The organism is Candidatus Glassbacteria bacterium, assembly GCA_019456185.1.
Classification (GTDB): domain Bacteria; phylum Gemmatimonadota; class Glassbacteria; order GWA2-58-10; family GWA2-58-10; genus JAJRTS01.
Genome location: VRUH01000030.1, coordinates 1 through 19,631, shown reverse-complemented (window position 1 = coordinate 19,631; position 19,631 = coordinate 1). Strand labels below are relative to the sequence as shown.

Below are 19,631 nucleotides of genomic sequence, written 5' to 3'. Positions count from 1 at the left end.
GGGAGAGGCCCGCCATGAGCGACAAGAGCGGACGACATTTTCTCCAGATCCCCGGGCCGACCAACGTGCCCGAGCGCATTCTGCGGGCCATCGAGCGGCCGACCATAGACCACCGGGGTCCCGGGTTCGCGGCGATGACGCGGCGGATCCTGGACGGCCTCAAGTCCATATTCAAGACCTCGGGACCCGTGGTGATCTTTCCTTCTTCGGGAACCGGGGCGTGGGAAGCGGCCCTGGTCAACACGCTGTCGGCGGGCGACAAGGTGCTGATGTTCGAGACCGGCCATTTCGCCACCCTTTGGCGCGACGTGGCGCTGCGTTTCGGCCTCGAGGTCGACTTCGTCGCCGGGGACTGGCGCCACGGCGTGGACCCGGCGATGGTCGAGGCCAGGTTGGCCGAGGACCGGGACCACGCCATCAAGGCCGTGGCCGTGGTCCACAACGAGACCTCGACCGGCGTCGTCAGCCGCGTCTCCGGGATCCGCGAGGCGATGGACCGGGCCGGGCATCCGTCCCTGCTGATGGTCGATACCATCTCGTCGCTGGCATCGATCGACTATCGGCACGAGGAATGGGGCGTCGACGTCACCGTCGCCGGCTCGCAGAAGGGCCTGATGCTGCCTCCGGGCCTGGGCTTCAACGCGATCAGCGACAAGGCCCTGGCGGCCTCGCAAGACGCCCGGCTGGCCCGCTCCTACTGGGACTGGCGGGCCATGGTCGGGGCCAACCAATCCGGCCTGTTTCCCTACACCCCGTCGACCAACCTGCTGTTCGGCCTGAGCGAGGCCATCGACATGCTGCTCGATGAGGGGCTGGACGGGGTCTTCGCCCGCCACGCCCGGTTGGCCGAGGCGACCCGGCGGGCCGTCGCCGGCTGGCGTCTCGAGCTGCTGTGCCTCGATTCCGGGGCATACAGCAATTCGCTGACCGCGGTACTGATGCCCGACGGCCACGACGCCGACGCCTTCCGCCGCGTCGTCCTCGAACGGTTCGACATGTCGCTCGGCAACGGTCTCGGAAAGGTCAAGGGCAGGGTGTTCCGCATCGGCCACCTCGGGGATTTCAACGATCTCATGCTCGCCGGTACCCTTGGTGGTATCGAGATGGGTTTGGTGCTTGCCGGGGTGCCGTTCTCTCGCGGCGGGGTTGCCGCGGCCCTGGAGTTTCTCGTCGAGGGCGTTTGATGCCCCGGGGTTCCCGATATCTGCGCATATGCATCGCTGTGTTGTATGCCGCTTTCGGCAGCGGTCCCGGGCGGCGGATAAACCGGGAAGATCTGGAGCGTGCGATCGGGCGGAAGTGGACGATTTTCGCCTTGAGCCTGCCCTTCGTGCTGGTCGCCGCCTGGCTGCTGGTCTGGCTATTCGCCAAGATAGCGGCCCCGGAAGGTGCACCGTCTTCCTATTCGCTTCCATTTTAGAGACTATTAATACCAAGGGGCACAATCACTGACTCCTCCGGCCATCCTTCGACACGCCGCTTGCGCGGCTGCTCAGGATGAGAATTTTGTTGAAAAACAAAGGGATTCCTCATCCTGAGCAGCGAGCGAAGCTCGCGTGTCGAAGGATACCCACAGGTCAGTGTCTCTGGCCGTTGGTATAAGGCCCCAACCGTTTCCGGCCAAGGCCCTGATTTTGTCGATGGACGCACAAGGACTCGGACCTTTGGAGATACGACACGCCGCAAGCGACGGACACCATGAAGGGCCTGGAAAGCGTTTCAGCCGACAGGCCCGTTGGGCATGACCAGGATTTTGCCGTTTCGGGATTCCCTGCCCGCGTGTTCCAGCGCCGTCTTGATGTCCTCGATCGGGTAGGCTTTCTCGATCTCGACGTGGAGCACGCCCTCGACCAATTGCTCCACAAGCTTGTCGTAGAGGGACCGGATATCCTCCCGGGCCATGGCGCCCAGGGCCTTGACCAGCCAGAAGCCGGTAAGCGTGATGCCCCGGAACACCACGTTCAAGGGCGACACCGCGCAAGGATTTCCGCTTAACAGCCCGTAATTGACGATTGTCCCGCCCTCGGCCAGCGAGGCCGCGAGCCTGTCGCATATGTCGCCGGCGACGGCGTCGATGGCGAGCCGGATCTCGGCGTTGCCCGTCGCCGCGGCGATCCTTTGGGGAAGGTCCTTTCCGTCGATCAGGACGACATCGCCTCCCATTTCCTTCAACGGCGCGATCAGTTCCTTGCGGCGCACGACGTTGACGGTCCGCAGGCCCTCGGCGGCGGCAAGGCGGATCAGGTAGTTGCCGACCCCGGAGTTCGCCGCGTCCTGGATGACCCAATCCCCTGGACCGAGGTCGACGTAATTCCTGAGCATCAAGCGGGCCGTCGCCGGATTGATTTTCAGCATCGCCAGTTGCGCGATATCGGCCCCGGACGGCAGCTTGATCAACTGCTCCCCTGGAACCAGCTTCCGTTGAACCCAGTTCTCGCGTCCCATCAGCAGCACCCTATCGCCCGCGCCGACATGCTCGACGGACGGCCCCACCTCGACCACCCGGCCAACCCCTTCAGAACCGGGAATCGCCGGCAGCGGCGGCTTCGAGGCGTAATTGCCGGAAATGATCAGGAGATCGACGGGGTTGATCGGAAAGGCCTCGACCTCGACCAGGACTTCGCCGTTGCCAGGCGATTCCGGCTCGTCGGTCTCGATCCAGGAGGCGACCTGTCCGGGGGGGCCGAAATCTCCGAATTGAACGATTTTCATTCTGCCGCACCCCGGAAGATCGCGTGGCCCCGGTGGAGCCCGATCACGCTAATCGCCTATTTCGTGGCTGGCCAGGATCTCCAGCGCCCGGACCATGGCCGAATGGTCCCAGTCCCTGCCGCCCCGTGACGCGCAGGCGTTGAACAGTTCCTGACAGGTCGCCGTGTTGGGCAGCGATATCGCCAGCTTGCGGGCGTTCGACAGGGCCAGGTTCAGATCCTTCTGGTGCAACTCGATGCGGAACCCCGGATCGAATGTGCGTTTGATCATGCGTTCCCCGTGAATCTCGAGAATCTTGGAGGAAGCGAAGCCCCCCAGCAGGGCCTCGCGCACCTTGGCCGGATCGGCGCCGGCCTTGGAAGCAAACAGCAGGGCCTCGCCGACCGCCTCGATGGTCAGGGCGACGATGATCTGGTTGGCGACCTTCGCCGTCTGGCCGTCGCCGTTGCCGCCGACCAGGGTGATGTTCTTGCCCATCGACTCGAACAGGGGCTTGACCTTGTCGAATGCGTCTTGGGGACCGCCGACCATGATGGTCAGACTCGCCGCCTTGGCCCCGACCTCACCGCCGGAGACAGGGGCATCCAGGTAGGGGCAGCCAAGGTCGTTGATTTTCGCGGCGAAGGCCTTGGTATCGATCGGCGAAATCGAGCTCATGTCGACAACGATCTTCCCCCCGCTCAGGCCTTCTGCGACGCCGCCCTGGCCGAACAGGACCGTCTCGACATCGGGCGTGTCGGGAACCATGATGATGATCACGTCGCTTTTTTCGGCCGCTTCCTTGGCCGAAGAGCAGGTTTGCGCACCGGCGTCCAGAAGCCCCTTGGGGATAGGGTCAAGGTCGTTGACGAACAACTCGTGGCCGCCGTCGATCAGATGACCGGTCATCGGGCACCCCATGATGCCAACACCGATAAAGCCTACTTTTGCCATTGATTCCTCCTCTCCCGAGCGCTCCCTGGCGGTGGCTTCCGGCTGATAATACCAAGGGGCGATCCAGCCGAGACCGTCGAGGGTCGTCGCGCGCGGCCGGTATTCGCAGCCGACCCACCCCCGATATCCCAGCCTGTCGAGCCATCCGAACAGAAAGGCGTAATTGATCTCCCCGGCGCCCGGCTCGTTCCGACCCGGGGAGTCGGCGATCTGGATGTGGGGAATGCGATCCAGGTTGCGTTCGATGGTGGCAGCCAGATCCCCCCTGAATGATGGATTGAATATTGCCGTCGTGTGTAAATCAAATTGATCGTGCGGTCCAGCTCGGACACGACAGCCGCCCGGAGTCCCGTTTTTCGGGCGCCCCCCATAACCCGATCCCAAATGGGATCCGTCCGTTCGTTTCCTGGGGCTGATCTAAGCCGCCTTTGCAAGTATCCGGTTGATGGTGCTGATCCCAATACCCAACCGCTTGGATATCTTCCTCTTACCCGTTCCCTCCGCCCTGGCGGCCAGGACAGCCTTCTCGATATCACCGTTCACCTTGGGGCGGCCAAGCACCTTCCCTTGAGCCCTCGCCCTCGCTGTCGGCGTAGGTCTTGGCCGCGTTGTTGGCGATGTTGGTTCGCCCGGCGAAGCTTCGGGCTTCAGCTAAGCATTGCGCGGCAGCTTGATTATCTCCGCGCCGTTCTCTTTCTCGCCCTTCATGGCGGCGGCGATGGTTCCGGCGATCCGGTCGGCGGCGACCTTGGCGGGGTCGGCGGCGATGTGGGCGTATCGAGCCGTCGTCTTGGGGTCGCGGTGGCCCAGCAGTTTGCCGACCACCGGCAGGCCCATCCCGGCACCGGCGCCGACGCTGGCGAAACTGTGCCTCAGGTCATGCAGCCGCACATCCTCCAACCCGGCCCGCTTCCTTAGCCGCTCCCACACCCTTGGGAGCCCGACAAGGTGATGCCCATGTTTCTCGCCAGGGAGAACATAGGGGTTGCCCTCGATGCCGGGCAATGAGGCCAGCAATTCAAGGGCGGGCGCCCCCATGGGAATGGTCCTCTCGCCCGTCTTGGAATCGGGCAGTCGAAGACATGCGCGGTCGAAATCGACGTGCTCCCATTTCAGGGTGAGGATTTCCGATTTGCGGCATCCCGTCAGAACCAACAGCCGGACACCCGCTATGGCGACGGCGTTTTCGCCTTCCCGCTCGGCGGTTGTCAGGGCATCGCCCAGGCGGGCCAGTTCATCGGGGGACAGGTATCTCTCGTCCTTCCTGTCCGCGAACCTCTTTACCCCGCGAACCGGGTTGTCGTGGCGCATACCCTCGCCAACGGCAAACGAGAAAATTCCGCCCAGCAGGCCAACGGTGCGGGTAGCGGTGCCCCTGCCGCCCTCGACAATGGCCCTGCCACGCGGCCCGGTCTTGATGTCGGCGGCGGTCTTCCCGGCGGCCACGTCCTTCATGAACCGTTTGATGTCGTTTGGGGTAACGTCCTTGACGCGCTTGCGGCCCAGCAGCGGCTTGATGTGGTGCTCGATCCGTCCCCGGTCGGTTGCCAGGGTGGACGGCTTCTTGGTCTCGCACCCTTCGGCAAGGTACTGGTCACACAATTCGGAAACCGACTTTTCCGCCTTCTCCGCGTTCTTGAGGGCTGCAGGGTTGATTCCGCGCTTCACGTCCCCCCGGTACTTTTCCGCTTCCGTGCGGGCTTTATCCGCCGTCCAGGGGTCGCCATGCTTGCCGATGGTAATTCGCTGGGCGTACTTCTCGCCGGGCCATCGGTACTGGAACAGATATACCTTGTTTCCCACCGGGGTCACCTTCAACCCGAAGCCCCTGGTCTCGGTATCCCAAATGAACGAATCCCGCCTGCCGGACTTGGCCGCATCCACCGTCCTTTTGGTGATTTTGGATTTCATGGCCCCACCCCTCATTTGCATGTCTAGCAATCATATAGCAATCACTAGCAATCAAACAAGCGGAAACGCCATGCAAGGTGATGATAGAAAAACCCTTGTTTTGTGCGGGTTTATGATACGCTAGGAAACAGCAAGAAGCCTATACACATGCCCTCCGAAGGCAGAGGTCACAGGTTCGAATCCTGTCGGGCGCGCCAATTAAATAAAGGGGTTAGGAGTTTTGGTTCCCGGCTCCTTGTGCCTACACCGTTGGCACTTCCCCTCGATTTCGACAGCCCTCCCGAAGCCGTCCTCCAATTGGTCAGCAATATGAGGTAAAGCCGACATCGCACCCCTGTTCGACCGCTTAGGGACATAGAGGAGACCTCCTATGGTGGGCGCGGTTTGGTCCGTCCCTGGACCCGAAGCGGACGTTCCGGTAGATGGTACTACCTCGGCACATTATCGGTTACCCGGCCTCAACGGTACTATGCCCTTCTGGTCAACGATGAAACGGTGGCGGATGAAGAACGCCGCAAACGGCACCTGAACGAAGGCGACATCATCACCATTTTTCAGCCGCTCAAGGGCGGCTGGCGCAATGGCGGAGCCTGGAAAACGGTTTCAATTCGCCCCGCCGCTCCATATATTTACGCCTCCATCGTCCTGACGGCTGCTCGGGTCATGGAGCGGTATTCCACGGCGGCAAGCACCGCCTGGAAAATCCCGGAAAGGAACCGCTGCATATCATCGAAGTGCAATCTGGAGCTTATACCAAGGGGCACTGATAATGACCCATAGAGACGGCTTTCCAAGGCTTTCGGCTAGGAGCGTGGCCCGCCGTGATGGCGGCCCATCACAAGGGCCGCGCGACGCTGTCCGAAAGCCTTGGAAAGCCGCCTCCGGTCGCCTCGGCGTACCGCCGGAGGGCGTCGAAAAGCCTTGACGATGTCACCGCATCGCCGGCGGCTTTCCTCCTACCCGGCGGCACGCCGAGGCGATCTCTATGGGTCATTATCAGTGCCCCTTGGTATTATCCGGGCGAGGATGACATCGTGCGCATTGAGGATGATTTCGACCGCGCCTGAACCGTAAGGCACCCCCCATGGACAACCCCCATGGATAAACGGAGAAAGTTAAAGTGCCGAAAACCATAACCGTCGAAATCGCCCCGGGCGAACTGATCGACAAAATCACCATCCTGGAGATCAAGCTGGAGCGCATGGACGACGAGGAGAAAATAAGAAACGTGCGTTTCGAATGGGAAACACTTGTCGCGTCGCGCGATTCCGCAATCCAGCCATCCCAGGAGCTTGACCGGTTGACCATGGAATTGAGGGGCGTCAACGAGAAACTCTGGGTGATCGAGGACAACATCCGCGACTGCCAACGCAATAAGGATTTCGGCGACACCTTCATCGAACTGGCCCGCGCCGTTTACATGACAAACGACAAACGTGCGGCGCTTAAGAAGGAAATAAACCTGCTTCTCGGATCGCGTATTATCGAAGAAAAATCCTATGCCGCCTACTGATACCAAAGGTCGCTAAGTGAAGCTGTTCAAGCTGCAGGATCGCTATCAGGCTTTCAGGCGCCGCTCCTCCAAGCGCCCCGGCGAACCTCACGGCGTATTATTGGTTTCCAGCGGCGGCCTCGGCGACACCGTTCTTTTCGCCCTGGTGTTGCCCCGCTTTCTGGCCTTGGCGAACGACGGCGAAGCGGTGACGGTCCTGTTGCGGAAGGGATCGGACAAGATGGCCTTCCTTTTCCCGGGGCGAGTGAGCGTGGAAACGGTGGACTTCGGACGCTTGCGCAAGGATCTTTCATATAGGTGCGGCGTCTGCGAGCGCCTATTCGCCGCCAACACCCGTCTGGTCGTCCATACCGATTATCTGCGCCACCCACACCTGGATGAAGCCCTGGTTGCCGCCTGCGAAGCGCCGGAAACATTGGCCATGGAGCCCCGCCCATGGGCCAAATACGACGCCGATCTGAAGGCCAACCGGAGCCTTTATGACCGCCTGTTCGACAGCGGCGGAAAACACCTGAACAAGGTGTTGCGCTGGCACCGCTTCGCCGACTGGCTTAGTGGAACCAAAGCGCCGTTGCCCGAGCCATGCATAGCTGAAAACCGGTTGCCGCCAGCGGCCAATGAGCCGGGGCCGTTGGTGCTTATCCAGCCATTCTCGGCGGTTAAGGAAAAACAGAGCCCGGTTGAACTGTACCGGCGTATTGTCGAGCAGTTGCCGGGCGACTGCCGTATCGTCATCACCGGCGGGCCATCCGATCTTGAGCGCAATCCTGAATTCCAGGAGCTGCTGGCGATGGCCAACGTCGAGTTCGATGGCTCGAATTTTCACGATTTGGTGGCGCGGCTCAGGGCGGCGGATCTGGTGATCTCGGTCGATACCGCCTGCATGCATTTGGCCGGCGTCGTGGGGGCGCCTACCCTGTGTCTCGCCAGTGCCGCCTATGTCGGCGAGATGGTGCCATATGACGCGTCGTTAACTCCGCCCAAGGTGCGTTTCCTGTATCAAACCATGCCCTGCGAAGGCTGCCTCGGCGCATGCTCGCTGCCGGCGGAGAACGGCATGTGGCCTTGCGTCGCCCGCCTGGACCATGATGCCGTGATCACCGCCGCCACGGAGATGGCCAAAACATGCTCTAGCGCCGGGTAAGGTGCTGCCACCGGTATTTCACATGGTGCATCCTTCAACGGAAAGACTCGGCCCGTTCGGCGTCGCCCTGGCGGCGGCGGCGGCCACGGCGGCGTTCTTTCTGGCTTACGCCATGGTCCGCTATGTAAGCGTCGGAGGATTCTTCGACCACATCGAGCCCAACCTGGGAATCGCCGCCTGGCGCCTGCTGGAGGGACACCCCCTGTATCAAGGCCACGGCGAGTGGCCCATCTTCGGGAACTATTACGGGCCGATGATCTACCTGACCCACGCCGGCGCCCTGGCCGTTGCCGGCGGATCCCTCGCGGCCAGCAAGCTGGCCAACTCACTGGCGGCGGGGGGAGCGGTGTTGCTCTTTTTCCTGTATGCGCGGCGGCGGTTCGGTCCCACGTACGCCTGCGCCGGCACGCTTATGTTCCTCGCCTTCATGCTGCTGTTCGCGCCCTACACCATTTGGGTGCGTCCGGACCCGTTCGTCATCTTCCTGGTCACCCTGGCCATCTTCTCGAGGGACCTTCCACGCGACAGCGTCGGAAAGTGGACACCCCATCTGATCATCGGTGCCTGCATCGGGCTGGCGGTCAACTTCAGGGTCCACTCATTCATCTATTTCCTGCCGGTGATGATCGATCTGTGCGGCTGGCGGAACATCCGCCAGTTGGCCATCATCATTTTGTTTTCGCTGGTCGTCTTCCTGGCGCCTTTTACCCTGGAGCAGGTTTCCCTGGTCGATTACGTGTCGGGCCTGGCCAGGCAGGTCACGGGAAGGTCGAATGATATCAGCCTGTTGTGGGTCGCCCTTCGCTACCTGCTGCCCTACCTTTCGCCCCTTCTTGTTCTCTTCGCTCTTCTGGCCAGGGGACGGAACCACGTGGACGGGCGGGACGCCGTCTATTTCGCCGCTCTGTGCGGCAGCATTCTTTTCATCATCTATCCGGCCACGTTCAGCGCCGCCGGCCCTTATCATTTCCTGCCGCTGGCGCCCATCACCGTCGACGCGGTTCTGCGATTCTCACGGGGCTTCGCAGACAAGCCCAAGGCCCGGATGGCGGCGCTGGCGCTGATCCCGGCGGTCCTGCTGGCGATCTCGATCCCGGTGCAGCGGCGCCTGGACCGCAACCTGAACAGGATGGAGGCGGAAACGGTGGCCGAGGAAGTCATGGCGATCGCCAGGCGCTATCAGGGCGAAACGGTGCAGATGGGCTACGGGCAGTCATTCGAAAACTACCGCCTGACCTTCGTCAAGCCTGTCCTGGCCTACGCCGGTCAACCGGTCATCGTCGATTCCCATGTGATCATGGAACTCAGTTCGGTGGGCGTCGACGTGACTCCCCACCTGATCGAGGAATTTTCCTCATGCCGGACCCGCCACTGGCTGATCCCCAAGGACGAGCCGCCCTTCCGCCTGCAAAGCTATAACGACAACCATCCCTTGTTCGGAAAATCCGCCGAGACTTTCGTTGAACACTACGAAAAAACCGCCACCTACAAGTACTTCGACCTGTGGTCATGCAAGGGCTAGGACGGTTTGCGGCGGCACCTTGTATATGGTTATTTCCCCCATGCTCCGGGAAAATGCGCCTCAAGGGCGTCAAGCAGGCCATCGTGAACCCCCCAACCCATGCCATCCGTTGACTGAACGGCATCCCTGAAACGGGGCAGGAGATTGATGTCGGCTCTACGTCCTATTGCTGACCAAACGAGGGGCGGCTCCGGGCGGGGAAAATTAGTCACAAGCAGTCGTTTGGGCCTATGTAACCTGGGCCAGTTGGTCGGGAAAATAGCAAGTGTGAATAGGCAGCAAATCGCTGGTGGGCCCGACCGTCAATTCACTTGCAGTGACCTATCCATCCTTGATCGCAGCGCGGATCGTATCCACGAGTTCCGGAGTTAATTCAATGGTCGGATGGACCTCGGCGGCGTGAACTTGAATATTAGCCATTAACGCGTCCTCGGTTTCAGCACTGGTCTTCCAGTCGCAGTCGACCCCAACATCCCGGCAGGTAAATGACTTTGTCATGATGTTTTCTCCATTTTCCAGTGGTCAAAAAAATCGACTAACAACGTATTTGGCCCACACACCGTCTAGGGCCGCTCAACCTCAATGTCGCTAAGCCGACATTCCCCAGATAGCCTCCAAATCAATGGAAATTGTACCATCATGGCACCCTCAGGAGTAGCCATATTTTCCAGCAACCATCGGATGATATGATTTTGGCGGTTTGACCGCGTCTGGAAGCCCATTTGACCGTATTTTCCGCAATTCAGACGCAGCTTTCCTGTCGTTTTCACCGTGCCGTCTATTTCCTCGGCCTACGCCGGAGCGGGTCTATGTCGCAAATCATCAATCAAGCCCAAGATTTTCTGGAGTTCCGGTGACATGATACTTAATTGGGGTCACATGATGAGGAATGCCCGGCGCCACCACCCGCGCCAATCGTGCCATGAGAAAAACCTGACACCGGAGAGTGGGAGAGACAATTAAGTATCATTTCACCGGAACGGAAAACGGGCGAAAGGAGTCTTTTGGACACGTTTCACACCACCAACATCCAACTATCGCGTAGTGGAGACAGATACTCTTTCCATAGAAGGGGGCAGTATGGTACTATGAAGTCGCCACGATTCCACTGTTCTCTGGGAAGAGTCGGTTCAAATTCCGGCGCTAGCGGGGGAAGCGGACGTTGCCATGGATCCTTTTGCTCTGCTCATTACGTCGTCCTACTGGCTGTTGGTAGCCCTTAGGGGGTGATTCTTGGGATCTACTTCCGCCATCTTTGGCGTGGGCGGCTGCGTGAGGCTGTATCTGCCGCGGGTGCGGGTGGAAGCGGCGGGGCAGGGCCGATTCAAGGACCTCGGGTTCGAGCGGAAGGCCCAAGGAATGTGAAGTCGCTAAGTGTGTCGCCGAGAAGCATTCAGATGGAGGTCACCGAAGCTGCTTCCCATTTGTCGCAGTCTAGGGGAATTCGGTAGATGGCTTGTTGTGATCCGCGTTATTCCGATTTGCGGGCATTTGCGTCGACACGGGTGCCCGAAGGAGACCTGCCATGAAACATTTTGTACGCCCGGGAATTCGCCTTGCATCCTTGCTCGGTGGTGTCGTTGTTCTCGCCGCACTGGTCGTCGGCGGCTATTTCTGGTGGAGCGAAACACAGCCCGTAAAATATACAAGGTCTCTTGAAAAGGTAACAATTGGAGTAGAAAAAAGTTTTCTTCCAGCAGCAGTTTGGGTAGCAGAAAATAAGGGTTATTTTGAGGAAGAAAGACTAAATTTAACTATTAAAGAGTTTGATTCAGGAAAAGCAAGTTTGATAGCTATGCTAAATGGTGAAGGCATTGATATAAGTGCAGCTGCCCCAACTCCAATCATGTTTAGTAGCTTTGTCAGAGAAGACTTTTTTATTATTAGTACCTTTGCCTATGCTTACGAAGATATTAAAGTAATCGCTAATAAAGATAGCGGAATCAATAATGCTGAGGATCTAAAAGGAAAAAAAATAGGTACTTTGATGGGGTCAACAGGCCAATTTTTCACAGAAACTTTTTTGATTCATAATTCAATATCTCCTAGCGATGTTGAGGTGGTTAATATTGCTCCAACAGACTTGCCAGAAGCATTAAAGAATGGCCATATAGATGCACAAGTTATTTGGGAGCCGCATGGAACTACTGCTAGAGATTTATTGGGAGACAAGGCCATAAGGCTGCCTAGTGGAAAGGTTTATAAGACAACTTTTAATTTTTTAACTATGAAAAACTTTGCTAATGAAAATCCTGAAATTCTTGAAAGATTCTTAAGAGGAATTAATAAAGCCACTGATTTTTTGAATAACAATAAGGAAGAATCACAAAAAATAATAGCTAACAGATTAAATTTGATAAAAGAAGTTGTTGCATTACATTGGGATGATTTTACATTTAATCTTTCACTCGACCAAACTTTTTTTATCAATATAGAATCCGAAGCAAGATGGGCAATACGTAATGAGCTTACTGACAAGACAAAAGTTCCAAATTACTTAGAGTATATTTACATAGATGCTTTGGAGTCGGTGAAACCTGAGGCGGTAACCATAATTCGTTAGATACGGAGTTTTATTTTCATGCTATCGATTTCGGCGGCCTGGACGCGGTGAGACCCGGGGTATCACGGTGATTCGGTCACTGAGAATTCGGACGCTCCTCATGATAGGAACGGTCATCTCGACCGCGATCGCGGTCGCGGTTGTCGGGGAACACTATGTGAGTTCCCAGGGTGTCGAAGAGGCCTTCAGGAAGCACGATACGGCGGACGCCGTCATACGGACCGTATTCGAGCGCACCACGGTGATGGGGGACTACCTGCTGCAGCACGAGCCGCGCGCGCGATTCCAGTGGCAGCGGGCCAATGAGTCCCTGGGGCGGATGCTCGACGATGCCGCCTTCGCGAGCGAGCGAAGCGGCGCGACGTTGGTGACCATGCGCGCCAATCATCTCAGGACAAGTGAAATTTTTCCGCGGCTGGTGCGGGCCTTCGAAGCACGGCGGGCGGACGAGGGTGCCGCCGAACTGTCGAGCGAACTGGAGCAGCGGCTGGTGGCGCAGCTTCTGACGACGTCGCAGTCGACGGTGTCCCTGGCCTCACAGCTGGCCCGGGATGCCGATGCGGAGCTGGAGCAAGACCTGCGTCGCACGGAGTGGCTGGGTTTCGTTCTCAGCGTATGCCTGGTGACGGTGTTGGCGGGAACCTGGTTCATCTTCGCCCAGCGCGTGGTCAGGCCCATCGGCCGCCTCCAACAGGGCATCCGGGCTCTGGCTCGCGGCGACTTTGAACACAGGATCGACGTGCCCGGGCGGGACGAGTTGGCGCAGGTCGCTCGGTCCTTCGACACCATGGCCGAGAGGCTGAAATCGACCATGGTCTCGCGCGACGAGGCGGAGGAAGCATTACGGCAACACGCGCACGATCTCGGCGAACGCTTCAAGGAGCTGACCGGCCTTTATTCTCTTTCGAAGATCTTCGATCGCCCGGGAATTTCCCTCGAGGAATCGTTGCAGGCGGTGGTCGAGGTTCTCCCTCCCGCTTGGCATTACCCGGAAATCACCTGCGCCCGGATCACCTTGGATGGCCGCGAATTCACCACCGGAAACTTAGAGGAGACGATGTGGAGGCAGGCCAGCGACATCGTCGTCGGCGGGGAGCCGGCGGGCGCGGTCGAGGTCTTCTACCTCGAAGAGAAACCCGAACTGGACGAAGGTCCGTTCCTCAAGGAGGAGCGGAGCCTCATCGACGACATCGCCGCCAGACTCGCACAGAGCATCGAGCGCATGCGGGCAGAAGGGGAAATTCGCAAGCTGAACGTGGAACTCGAAGAACGGGTGATCGAGCGGACGGCGGAGCTCGGAGCCGTCAACCAGGAACTGGAAACCTTCAGCTATTCCGTGTCGCACGACCTTCGCGCGCCGCTTCGGAGCATGGACGGCTTCTCCCATGCGCTGCTGGAAGATTATGGAGACAAGCTCGACGCCGAGGGCAGGGACTATCTCCAACGGGTGCGGGCGGGGAGCCAGAAGATGGCGCAACTGATCGACGACCTCCTGAAACTGTCCCGCGTGACCCGGGGCGAGCTCGAACGCCGCGAGGTCGACCTGTCCCAGCTGGCGCAAGCGGTCGCGGCGAAACTCCAGGAGAGCGCGCCGGAGCGCCGGATCACCTTCGACATCGCGCCGGGCGCGGTTGTCGAGGGCGACGCGCGGCTGATGCGGATCGTCCTCGAGAACCTGCTCGGCAACGCCTGGAAATTCACCGCCAAGCACGATCACGCGACAATCGAATTCGGCGTCACCAACCACGACGGGGAACCGGCTTACTTCGTGCGCGACGACGGGGCCGGTTTCGACATGGCCTATGCCGACAAGCTGTTCCAGCCTTTCCAGCGCCTGCATACCAGCACCGAGTTCGGAGGAACCGGTATCGGCCTGGCGACGGTGGCGCGGGTCGTGAAGCGCCATGGCGGCAGTGTTTGGGCCGAGTCCGGCGTCGAGCAAGGGGCGACGGTGTATTTTACGCTTTGAAACAAGGAGGCCCCTAATATGACTGATGGACCCATCCTGATAGTCGAAGACAATCCCGACGACGAAGCGCTCATCTTGCGGGCGCTCAAGAAATTCAACGTCAGCAACGAGATCACGGTGGTCCGCGACGGCGCCGAGGCCCTCGATTATCTGTTCAAAACGGGTCCTTACGCGGACCGCGAGGGCGGCAATCCCGCCGTCGTTCTCCTGGATCTCAAACTGCCCAAGATCGACGGACTGGAAGTGCTGCGGCGGGTACGGGCCGACGAACAGACCAAGCTGCAGCCGGTAGTCATCCTGACCTCGTCGGACGAGCAGGAGGACATGATCCAGGGCTACGACCTGGGCGCCAACAGCTACGTCCGCAAGCCCGTGGAATTCGAGGCGTTTTCCGCGGCGGTGAACCAATTGGGGCTCTACTGGCTGCTTCTCAACGAGCCACCGCCGGAAACCGGGTGAGGGTCGATGGCCAAGCCGCTCAAGGTCTTGATTGTCGAGGATTCGGAGGGCGACGCCCGCCTTCTGGTGCGCCATCTGCGCCGGGGCGGCTTCGATCCGGTGCATGAACGGGTCGAAACAGCCGAAGCCATGCGCGCCGCGTTTGCGGACAAGGCCTGGGACGTGGTGCTGTGCGATTACAAATTGCCAAAGTTCAGTCCGCCCGCCGCCTTGGCGCTGCTTCGGGAACTGGACGTGGACCTTCCCTTCATCGTCGTCTCGGGCGCCGTCGGCGAGGAAAGGGCCGCGGACCTGATGAAAGCGGGCGCCCACGATCTCGTCTTGAAAGACTCTCTCGCGCGCCTCATCCCCGCCATCAAACGGGAAATGCTAGAGGCGAAGACGCGCCGGAAAGGTCGACGGGCGGAAGATGCGCTACGCGAGAGCGAGGAACGCTACCGCGATCTCTATGAGAACGCGCCGGTCGCCTACGCCTCGGTCAGCGCCGTGGATGGATCGATTTTGAGGTTCAACCGCATGGCTCTTCGGTTGCTCGGCTACGACCGAGACGACCTGAAACGGATGAACGTCTCGGATCTCTTCGCCGACACGTCGGACGGCTTGGCCAAGGCCAAGTTCGTATACCGGAATTTCCAGAGAGGAAAGTCGATCCGGAGAGCCGAGCTCCAGATGAAGCGCAAGGACGGCGACCTCATCTGGATAGGCCTGTCGGTCGAGCCGGTGAAGGACGCCGAGGGGAACATCACCGAAAGCCGCTCTGTCTTCACCGACATTACCGACCGCAGGCGGGCGGAGGCGGCGCTGCGCGAAAGCGAGGAACGCTGGCGCGGCTTCGCCGATGCGAGTTTCGACGGCCTCTTGATCCACGACAGCGGTGTCATCCTCGACGCCAACGAGCGTTTCGCCGAGATGTTCGGTTGCGCCGCGGACGAACTCCGGGGAACCAGGGTCCTCGAACTGGTGGCCCCGGAATCCCTGGAGATGGTCCGCGAAAGGCTGATGTGGCAGGTGGCGGAATACTACGAGGCCGCCGGCCGCCGCAAGGACGGTTCTACCTTCCCCATGGAAGTGTCCTCGCGCGAGATCGCCTACAAGGGGCGGGAACAGCGGGCGATGGCCGTCCGCGACATCACCGAGCGCATGCGGGCAGATAAGGCGTTGCGCGAAAGCGCGGCCGTGCTCGCCGCGTCTCAGCAGATAGGAAACCTGGGCAGTTGGGAGTGGAATACGACCACCGATGAAGGGATGTGGTCCGACGAGACCTTCCGGATTTTCGGACTCGCCCCGGACTCGCCCTGCCCCAGCTTCGCCCGGTTTCTGGAAATGGTTCATCCGGAGGACCGTGACGCGGTAAAGAAATCGGTCGAGGAGGCGGTTGCCAACCGCCGTCCGTATGAGTTCGAGTACCGAGTGATCCGACCCGACGGGACCTGCCGCGCCTGCTATTCGAAGGCGGAATTGATCCTCGATGACGCCGGTGGCGTGACGGGCATGGTCGGTATCATCCAGGACATCACCGAGCGCAAGCGGGCGGAGGAGGAGCTTCGCAAGCTGTCGCGCGCGGTGGAGCAGAGCCCGGCCTTGGTAATCATCACCGACACCGAGGGCAACATCGAATACGTCAACCCCAAGTTCGAGCAGATCACCGGCTACGCCGCCGAAGAGGCCATCGGAAAGAACCCCCGCATCCTGAAATCGGGGCACACGCCGCCCGAGGAATACAAACGGCTGTGGCGGACCATCACCTCCGGCGGCGAGTGGCGCGGCGAGTTCCACAACAGGAAAAAGAACGGCGAGCTTTACTGGGAAGCCGCCTCCATCTCGCCCATCACGGCGCCGGACGGCACCATCACCCATTTCCTGGCGGTCAAGGAGGACATCACCGAACGCAGGCGTACCCAGGCACAGCTCATTCAGTCTTCCAAACTCGCCACCCTGGGTGAGATGGCGACGGGCATGGCGCATGAGTTGAACCAGCCACTGAGCGTCATTCGGATGGCCGCCGACAGCACCCTCGAACGCCTTGAGGATGGCGATGTCGGTAGCGAATACCTTCGGAGGAAACTCGACCGCATCAGCGCCCAGATCGAGCGCGCCGCCGGGATCATCGACCACATGCGAATTTTCGGACGCGTTGCCGACGAGAAACCCCAGGCATTCGACCCCAGGGAAGTCATGGAAAACGCGCTCGGCCTCATGGGTCAACAGTTACGACTCAGGTCCATCGAGGTGGAGACGGCGTTGCCGGAGCGTTGCCGGAGCGTCTCGGGTCATGGTGCGCAACTGGAGCAGGTCGTGCTCAATCTCCTGACCAACGCCAGGGATGCGATCGGGTCGAACCGGGACTCGTCCGCTGACGCGGGGAAAATCATCATCGGCGTCGAGGACCTGGGTTCGGAGAACAAGCTCAGGCTGACCGTGGAGGACACCGGCGGCGGCATCCCGGAAGACGTGATTCCGCGCATCTTCGAACCCTTCTACACGACCAAGGAGGTCGGCCAGGGAACCGGGCTTGGACTGTCCGTCAGCTATGGCATCGTCAGGGACATGGGGGGTACGATAGAGGCCGCCAACGCGGACGGAGGGGCACGGTTCACGGTCACCCTCCCGGCGCTGGAGGACGACAAGAAAAGCGGCCCGAAGTCCAAGGGCTCGGGCCGCGCTGGCGAGTAATGTCGCGGGAGGTAATCATGGCCCGGAAAATCCTGGTGGTGGACGACGAGACGGATATTCGAGCGGAAATCGCCGAATACATCCAGGGCAAGGGCTACGAGGTCGAGGCGGCGGTGGATGGTGTCGAGGCTCTCGAGAAGTTCGAGGCGGCGCCCGCGGACCTGGTCATCACCGACATCAGGATGCCGCGCGTCGACGGCTACGAAGTGATCCGCCGCATCCGCGAGATCGATCCGCGGGTTCCGATCATCGCCACCACCGGTCACTACTCGCCGACCGATCTAAACAAGGCCAAGGAGGCGGGCGCCACGTTGACGATGAAGAAGCCGATTCGTTTGCGCAAACTCGGCAAAAAGTTGAAGAGTTTGCTCGAGGCGGACGAGGAATGACGCGTCGTTGGATAACGATCCGGATCAACGGATTGTGCGCTTAGACCGCGGCCAAAACCAACGCTGAAAGGTGTTTTCCGATCTGACATTCAACTTATCAGCAAAAGTTCCCTGTCTTGTGTTATTCTTTTGGCAAGACCGCGCCAAGGGGGCGGCCATGCTGGGAAGCGTTCGGTCCAGACTCGCGGCGATTTGGCAGAGGGGTCCGTTCTGTCTGGCTTTCGTGCTTCTCGCGCCTTTCGGGCAGGCCGGGGCCGCCGAGGATCGCCCCATCGTCTTTGCCGGGGATCGCGATTACCCCCCGTATGAATTCCGTGAGGACGGCAAGCCCGTCGGTGCCAGCGCCGACTTGGCGAAGGCGATTGGCGATGTCCTTGGTCGCCCCGTCGAACTTCGTTGGATGAAGTGGTCGGAGGCCCAGAAATCCGTCCTCGACGGAACCAGCGACGTCCTGACCGTTTTCGGCAAGAACGAGCAACGGGAGAAGCTTTACGACTTCTCGGAGCCGACGTTCGAGGTCAGTTTCTCGTTGTTCGTCCGATCCGGCGACGTTGGCGGTTTCGACCCGCGGCAATTATCGGGGCGGCGCATCGGAATTACACCAGCGGGTTGGCCGAAGACGTATGTCGAAAGCGACCATCCCCAGGCAGTGGTGGTGTTCATCGACAACTACGAGGATGGGTTTCGCAGACTGCTGCGCGGGAGCGTCGACGCCGTTATCGCCAACACCTGGACCGGCTATTTCACCCTTCGCGAGATCGGAATTTCGAGCATCGTGGCAGTGCCGGAACCGCTGAAAAGGGTTGTCGCCCGGATGGCCGTCAGGAAAGGAAACCAAGAACTCCTGACGCAGATCGACGAGGCGCTGGTTCGACTGAAGTCGACGGGTGAGTTCGACAGGATCATAGACAAATGGTCGGGCCGACAAGTCGTTCTCATCGAGCAGAGGCGAGTTTGGAAAATATATGGCGCGGCGGTCCTCGCACTGGTGACGCTGATTTCGCTTTCCTTTGCCGTCTACGTTGGCCGATCGAAACGGATCGCCCTCTCTCGGGAAATCGCCGAGCGCGAACGGGCGGAGGAGGAGTTGACACTCTTTTTCAATGTTTCAAGCGACTTGATATGCGTTGCGAACACCGACGGCTATTTCACGCGCGTGAACCCCGTCTGTAAACAGATGCTGGGATGGCAAGATAGTGAATTCGTCGGTAAACCTTTCGTGGATTTCATTCATCCAGAAGATGTTGATACCACCCTGCAGGTGATCGAGCGGCAACGGAATGGCGAACCAGTAAAAGCATTCGTGAACCGCTACCGATGCAAGGACGGCTCCTACCGCTGGTTGGAATGGGTAGCCACGCCCGCAATAGGCAAAACCGTATTCGCGATCGCCCGCGACATCACCGAACGCAGGCATACCCAGGCACAGCTCATTCAGTCTTCCAAACTCGCCACCCTGGGTGAAATGGCGACGGGCATAGCGCATGAGTTGAACCAGCCCCTGAGCGTCATTCGGATGGCCGCCGACAGCACCCTGGAACGCCTCGAGGATGGCGATGTTGGTAGCGAATACCTTCGGAGGAAACTCGACCGCATCAACGCCCAGATCGAGCGCGCCGTCGGGATCATCGACCACATGCGAATTTTCGGACGCGTTGCCGAGGAGAAACCCCAGGCATTCGACCCGAGGAAAGCTGTGGAAGGCGCGCTCAGCCTTGTAACTCAACAGTTGCGGCTCAGGTCGATCGAGGTGGAGACGGCGTTGGCGGAGCGTTGCCGGAGCGTCTCGGGTCATGGTGCGCAACTGGAGCAGGTCGTGCTCAATCTCCTGACCAACGCCAGG

At 59.9% G+C, this 19,631-nt stretch carries 16 protein-coding genes, 1 tRNA gene and 1 pseudogene; 14 read left to right on the top strand and 4 right to left on the bottom strand.

The window, feature by feature from the left end; translation table 11 throughout:
* The first annotated feature begins 14 nt into the window (after positions 1-14).
* Together FVQ81_11450 and FVQ81_11445 are read left to right on the top strand one after the other, a co-directional pair.
* On the top strand, positions 15-1,184 hold the full coding sequence (locus FVQ81_11450; protein ID MBW7997160.1) for an aminotransferase class V-fold PLP-dependent enzyme: 1,170 nt from the start codon (positions 15-17) through the stop codon (positions 1,182-1,184).
* 41 nt (positions 1,185-1,225) lie between these two features.
* Positions 1,226-1,420, top strand: a complete 195-nt coding sequence (locus FVQ81_11445) for a hypothetical protein (protein MBW7997159.1) — start codon at positions 1,226-1,228, stop codon at positions 1,418-1,420.
* Between the two features lie 299 nt (positions 1,421-1,719).
* On the opposite strand, the gene FVQ81_11440 is transcribed toward FVQ81_11445, so the two are convergent.
* From FVQ81_11440 to FVQ81_11430, 3 genes are all read right to left on the bottom strand, one after another.
* Complete coding sequence (locus FVQ81_11440) at positions 1,720-2,712, bottom strand: zinc-dependent alcohol dehydrogenase family protein (GenBank protein MBW7997158.1); 993 nt, start codon at positions 2,710-2,712, stop codon at positions 1,720-1,722.
* Positions 2,713-2,760: 48 nt separating this feature from the next.
* Entirely contained in the window at positions 2,761-3,645 is an 885-nt protein-coding gene (gene glxR, locus FVQ81_11435) for a 2-hydroxy-3-oxopropionate reductase (GenBank protein ID MBW7997157.1), read from the bottom strand.
* A gap of 651 nt (positions 3,646-4,296) precedes the next feature.
* Positions 4,297-5,577, bottom strand: coding sequence for a tyrosine-type recombinase/integrase (locus FVQ81_11430; GenBank protein MBW7997156.1), 1,281 nt, complete (start codon positions 5,575-5,577; stop codon positions 4,297-4,299).
* A gap of 83 nt (positions 5,578-5,660) precedes the next feature.
* Here FVQ81_11430 and FVQ81_11425 point away from each other — a divergent pair.
* The 6 genes and pseudogenes from FVQ81_11425 to FVQ81_11400 all read left to right on the top strand — a co-directional run bounded on the left by FVQ81_11425 (position 5,661) and on the right by FVQ81_11400 (position 9,735).
* Positions 5,661-5,753, top strand: a tRNA-Arg gene (locus FVQ81_11425).
* A 483-nt stretch (positions 5,754-6,236) separates the two neighbouring features.
* Positions 6,237-6,323 (top strand): annotated as a pseudogene (locus tag FVQ81_11420) (hypothetical protein).
* Between the two features lie 57 nt (positions 6,324-6,380).
* Entirely contained in the window at positions 6,381-6,623 is a 243-nt protein-coding gene (locus tag FVQ81_11415; protein MBW7997155.1) for a hypothetical protein, read from the top strand.
* Positions 6,624-6,676: 53 nt separating this feature from the next.
* Positions 6,677-7,069, top strand: a complete 393-nt coding sequence (locus tag FVQ81_11410) for a hypothetical protein (GenBank protein MBW7997154.1) — start codon at positions 6,677-6,679, stop codon at positions 7,067-7,069.
* Between the two features lie 16 nt (positions 7,070-7,085).
* Positions 7,086-8,213: a glycosyltransferase family 9 protein gene (locus FVQ81_11405; GenBank protein MBW7997153.1), complete on the top strand. Its 1,128-nt coding sequence runs from the start codon at positions 7,086-7,088 to the stop codon at positions 8,211-8,213.
* Between the two features lie 22 nt (positions 8,214-8,235).
* On the top strand, positions 8,236-9,735 hold the full coding sequence (locus tag FVQ81_11400; GenBank protein MBW7997152.1) for a hypothetical protein: 1,500 nt from the start codon (positions 8,236-8,238) through the stop codon (positions 9,733-9,735).
* Between the two features lie 321 nt (positions 9,736-10,056).
* On the opposite strand, the gene FVQ81_11395 is transcribed toward FVQ81_11400, so the two are convergent.
* Positions 10,057-10,233, bottom strand: coding sequence for a DUF1059 domain-containing protein (locus FVQ81_11395; GenBank protein ID MBW7997151.1), 177 nt, complete (start codon positions 10,231-10,233; stop codon positions 10,057-10,059).
* Positions 10,234-11,260: 1,027 nt separating this feature from the next.
* Here FVQ81_11395 and FVQ81_11390 point away from each other — a divergent pair.
* The 6 genes from FVQ81_11390 to FVQ81_11365 form a co-directional block, all read left to right on the top strand.
* Entirely contained in the window at positions 11,261-12,298 is a 1,038-nt protein-coding gene (locus tag FVQ81_11390; protein ID MBW7997150.1) for a transporter substrate-binding domain-containing protein, read from the top strand.
* 787 nt (positions 12,299-13,085) lie between these two features.
* Entirely contained in the window at positions 13,086-14,267 is a 1,182-nt protein-coding gene (locus tag FVQ81_11385; GenBank protein ID MBW7997149.1) for a PAS domain-containing sensor histidine kinase, read from the top strand.
* An 18-nt stretch (positions 14,268-14,285) separates the two neighbouring features.
* The gene (locus FVQ81_11380; protein MBW7997148.1) at positions 14,286-14,726 is read left to right on the top strand and encodes a response regulator; all 441 of its coding nucleotides are present in this window, start codon (positions 14,286-14,288) and stop codon (positions 14,724-14,726) included.
* A gap of 6 nt (positions 14,727-14,732) precedes the next feature.
* A complete protein-coding gene (locus tag FVQ81_11375; GenBank protein ID MBW7997147.1) occupies positions 14,733-17,399 on the top strand; it encodes a PAS domain S-box protein in 2,667 nt (888 codons plus the stop codon).
* Positions 17,399-17,788, top strand: coding sequence for a response regulator (locus FVQ81_11370; protein ID MBW7997146.1), 390 nt, complete (start codon positions 17,399-17,401; stop codon positions 17,786-17,788). Before FVQ81_11375 ends, FVQ81_11370 begins: the two co-directional genes overlap by 1 nt.
* 814 nt (positions 17,789-18,602) lie before the next feature.
* On the top strand, positions 18,603-19,631 hold a 1,029-nt coding region (locus FVQ81_11365; protein ID MBW7997145.1), incomplete at its 3' end, for a PAS domain S-box protein.

Excerpts from the sequence above, each read along its gene's own strand:
- FVQ81_11450 (MBW7997160.1), top strand. The coding sequence starts at position 15 with ATGAGCGACAAGAGCGGACGACATTTTCTCCAGATCCCCGGGCCGACC.
- FVQ81_11440 (MBW7997158.1), bottom strand. The coding sequence starts at position 2,712 with ATGAAAATCGTTCAATTCGGAGATTTCGGCCCCCCCGGACAGGTCGCC.
- glxR (MBW7997157.1), bottom strand. The coding sequence starts at position 3,645 with ATGGCAAAAGTAGGCTTTATCGGTGTTGGCATCATGGGGTGCCCGATG.
- FVQ81_11430 (MBW7997156.1), bottom strand. The coding sequence starts at position 5,577 with ATGCAAATGAGGGGTGGGGCCATGAAATCCAAAATCACCAAAAGGACG.
- FVQ81_11415 (MBW7997155.1), top strand. The coding sequence starts at position 6,381 with ATGGCGGCCCATCACAAGGGCCGCGCGACGCTGTCCGAAAGCCTTGGA.
- FVQ81_11400 (MBW7997152.1), top strand. The coding sequence starts at position 8,236 with ATGGTGCATCCTTCAACGGAAAGACTCGGCCCGTTCGGCGTCGCCCTG.
- FVQ81_11395 (MBW7997151.1), bottom strand. The coding sequence starts at position 10,233 with ATGACAAAGTCATTTACCTGCCGGGATGTTGGGGTCGACTGCGACTGG.
- FVQ81_11390 (MBW7997150.1), top strand. The coding sequence starts at position 11,261 with ATGAAACATTTTGTACGCCCGGGAATTCGCCTTGCATCCTTGCTCGGT.
- FVQ81_11385 (MBW7997149.1), top strand. The coding sequence starts at position 13,086 with ATGGCCGAGAGGCTGAAATCGACCATGGTCTCGCGCGACGAGGCGGAG.
- FVQ81_11380 (MBW7997148.1), top strand. The coding sequence starts at position 14,286 with ATGACTGATGGACCCATCCTGATAGTCGAAGACAATCCCGACGACGAA.
- FVQ81_11375 (MBW7997147.1), top strand. The coding sequence starts at position 14,733 with ATGGCCAAGCCGCTCAAGGTCTTGATTGTCGAGGATTCGGAGGGCGAC.
- FVQ81_11370 (MBW7997146.1), top strand. The coding sequence starts at position 17,399 with ATGTCGCGGGAGGTAATCATGGCCCGGAAAATCCTGGTGGTGGACGAC.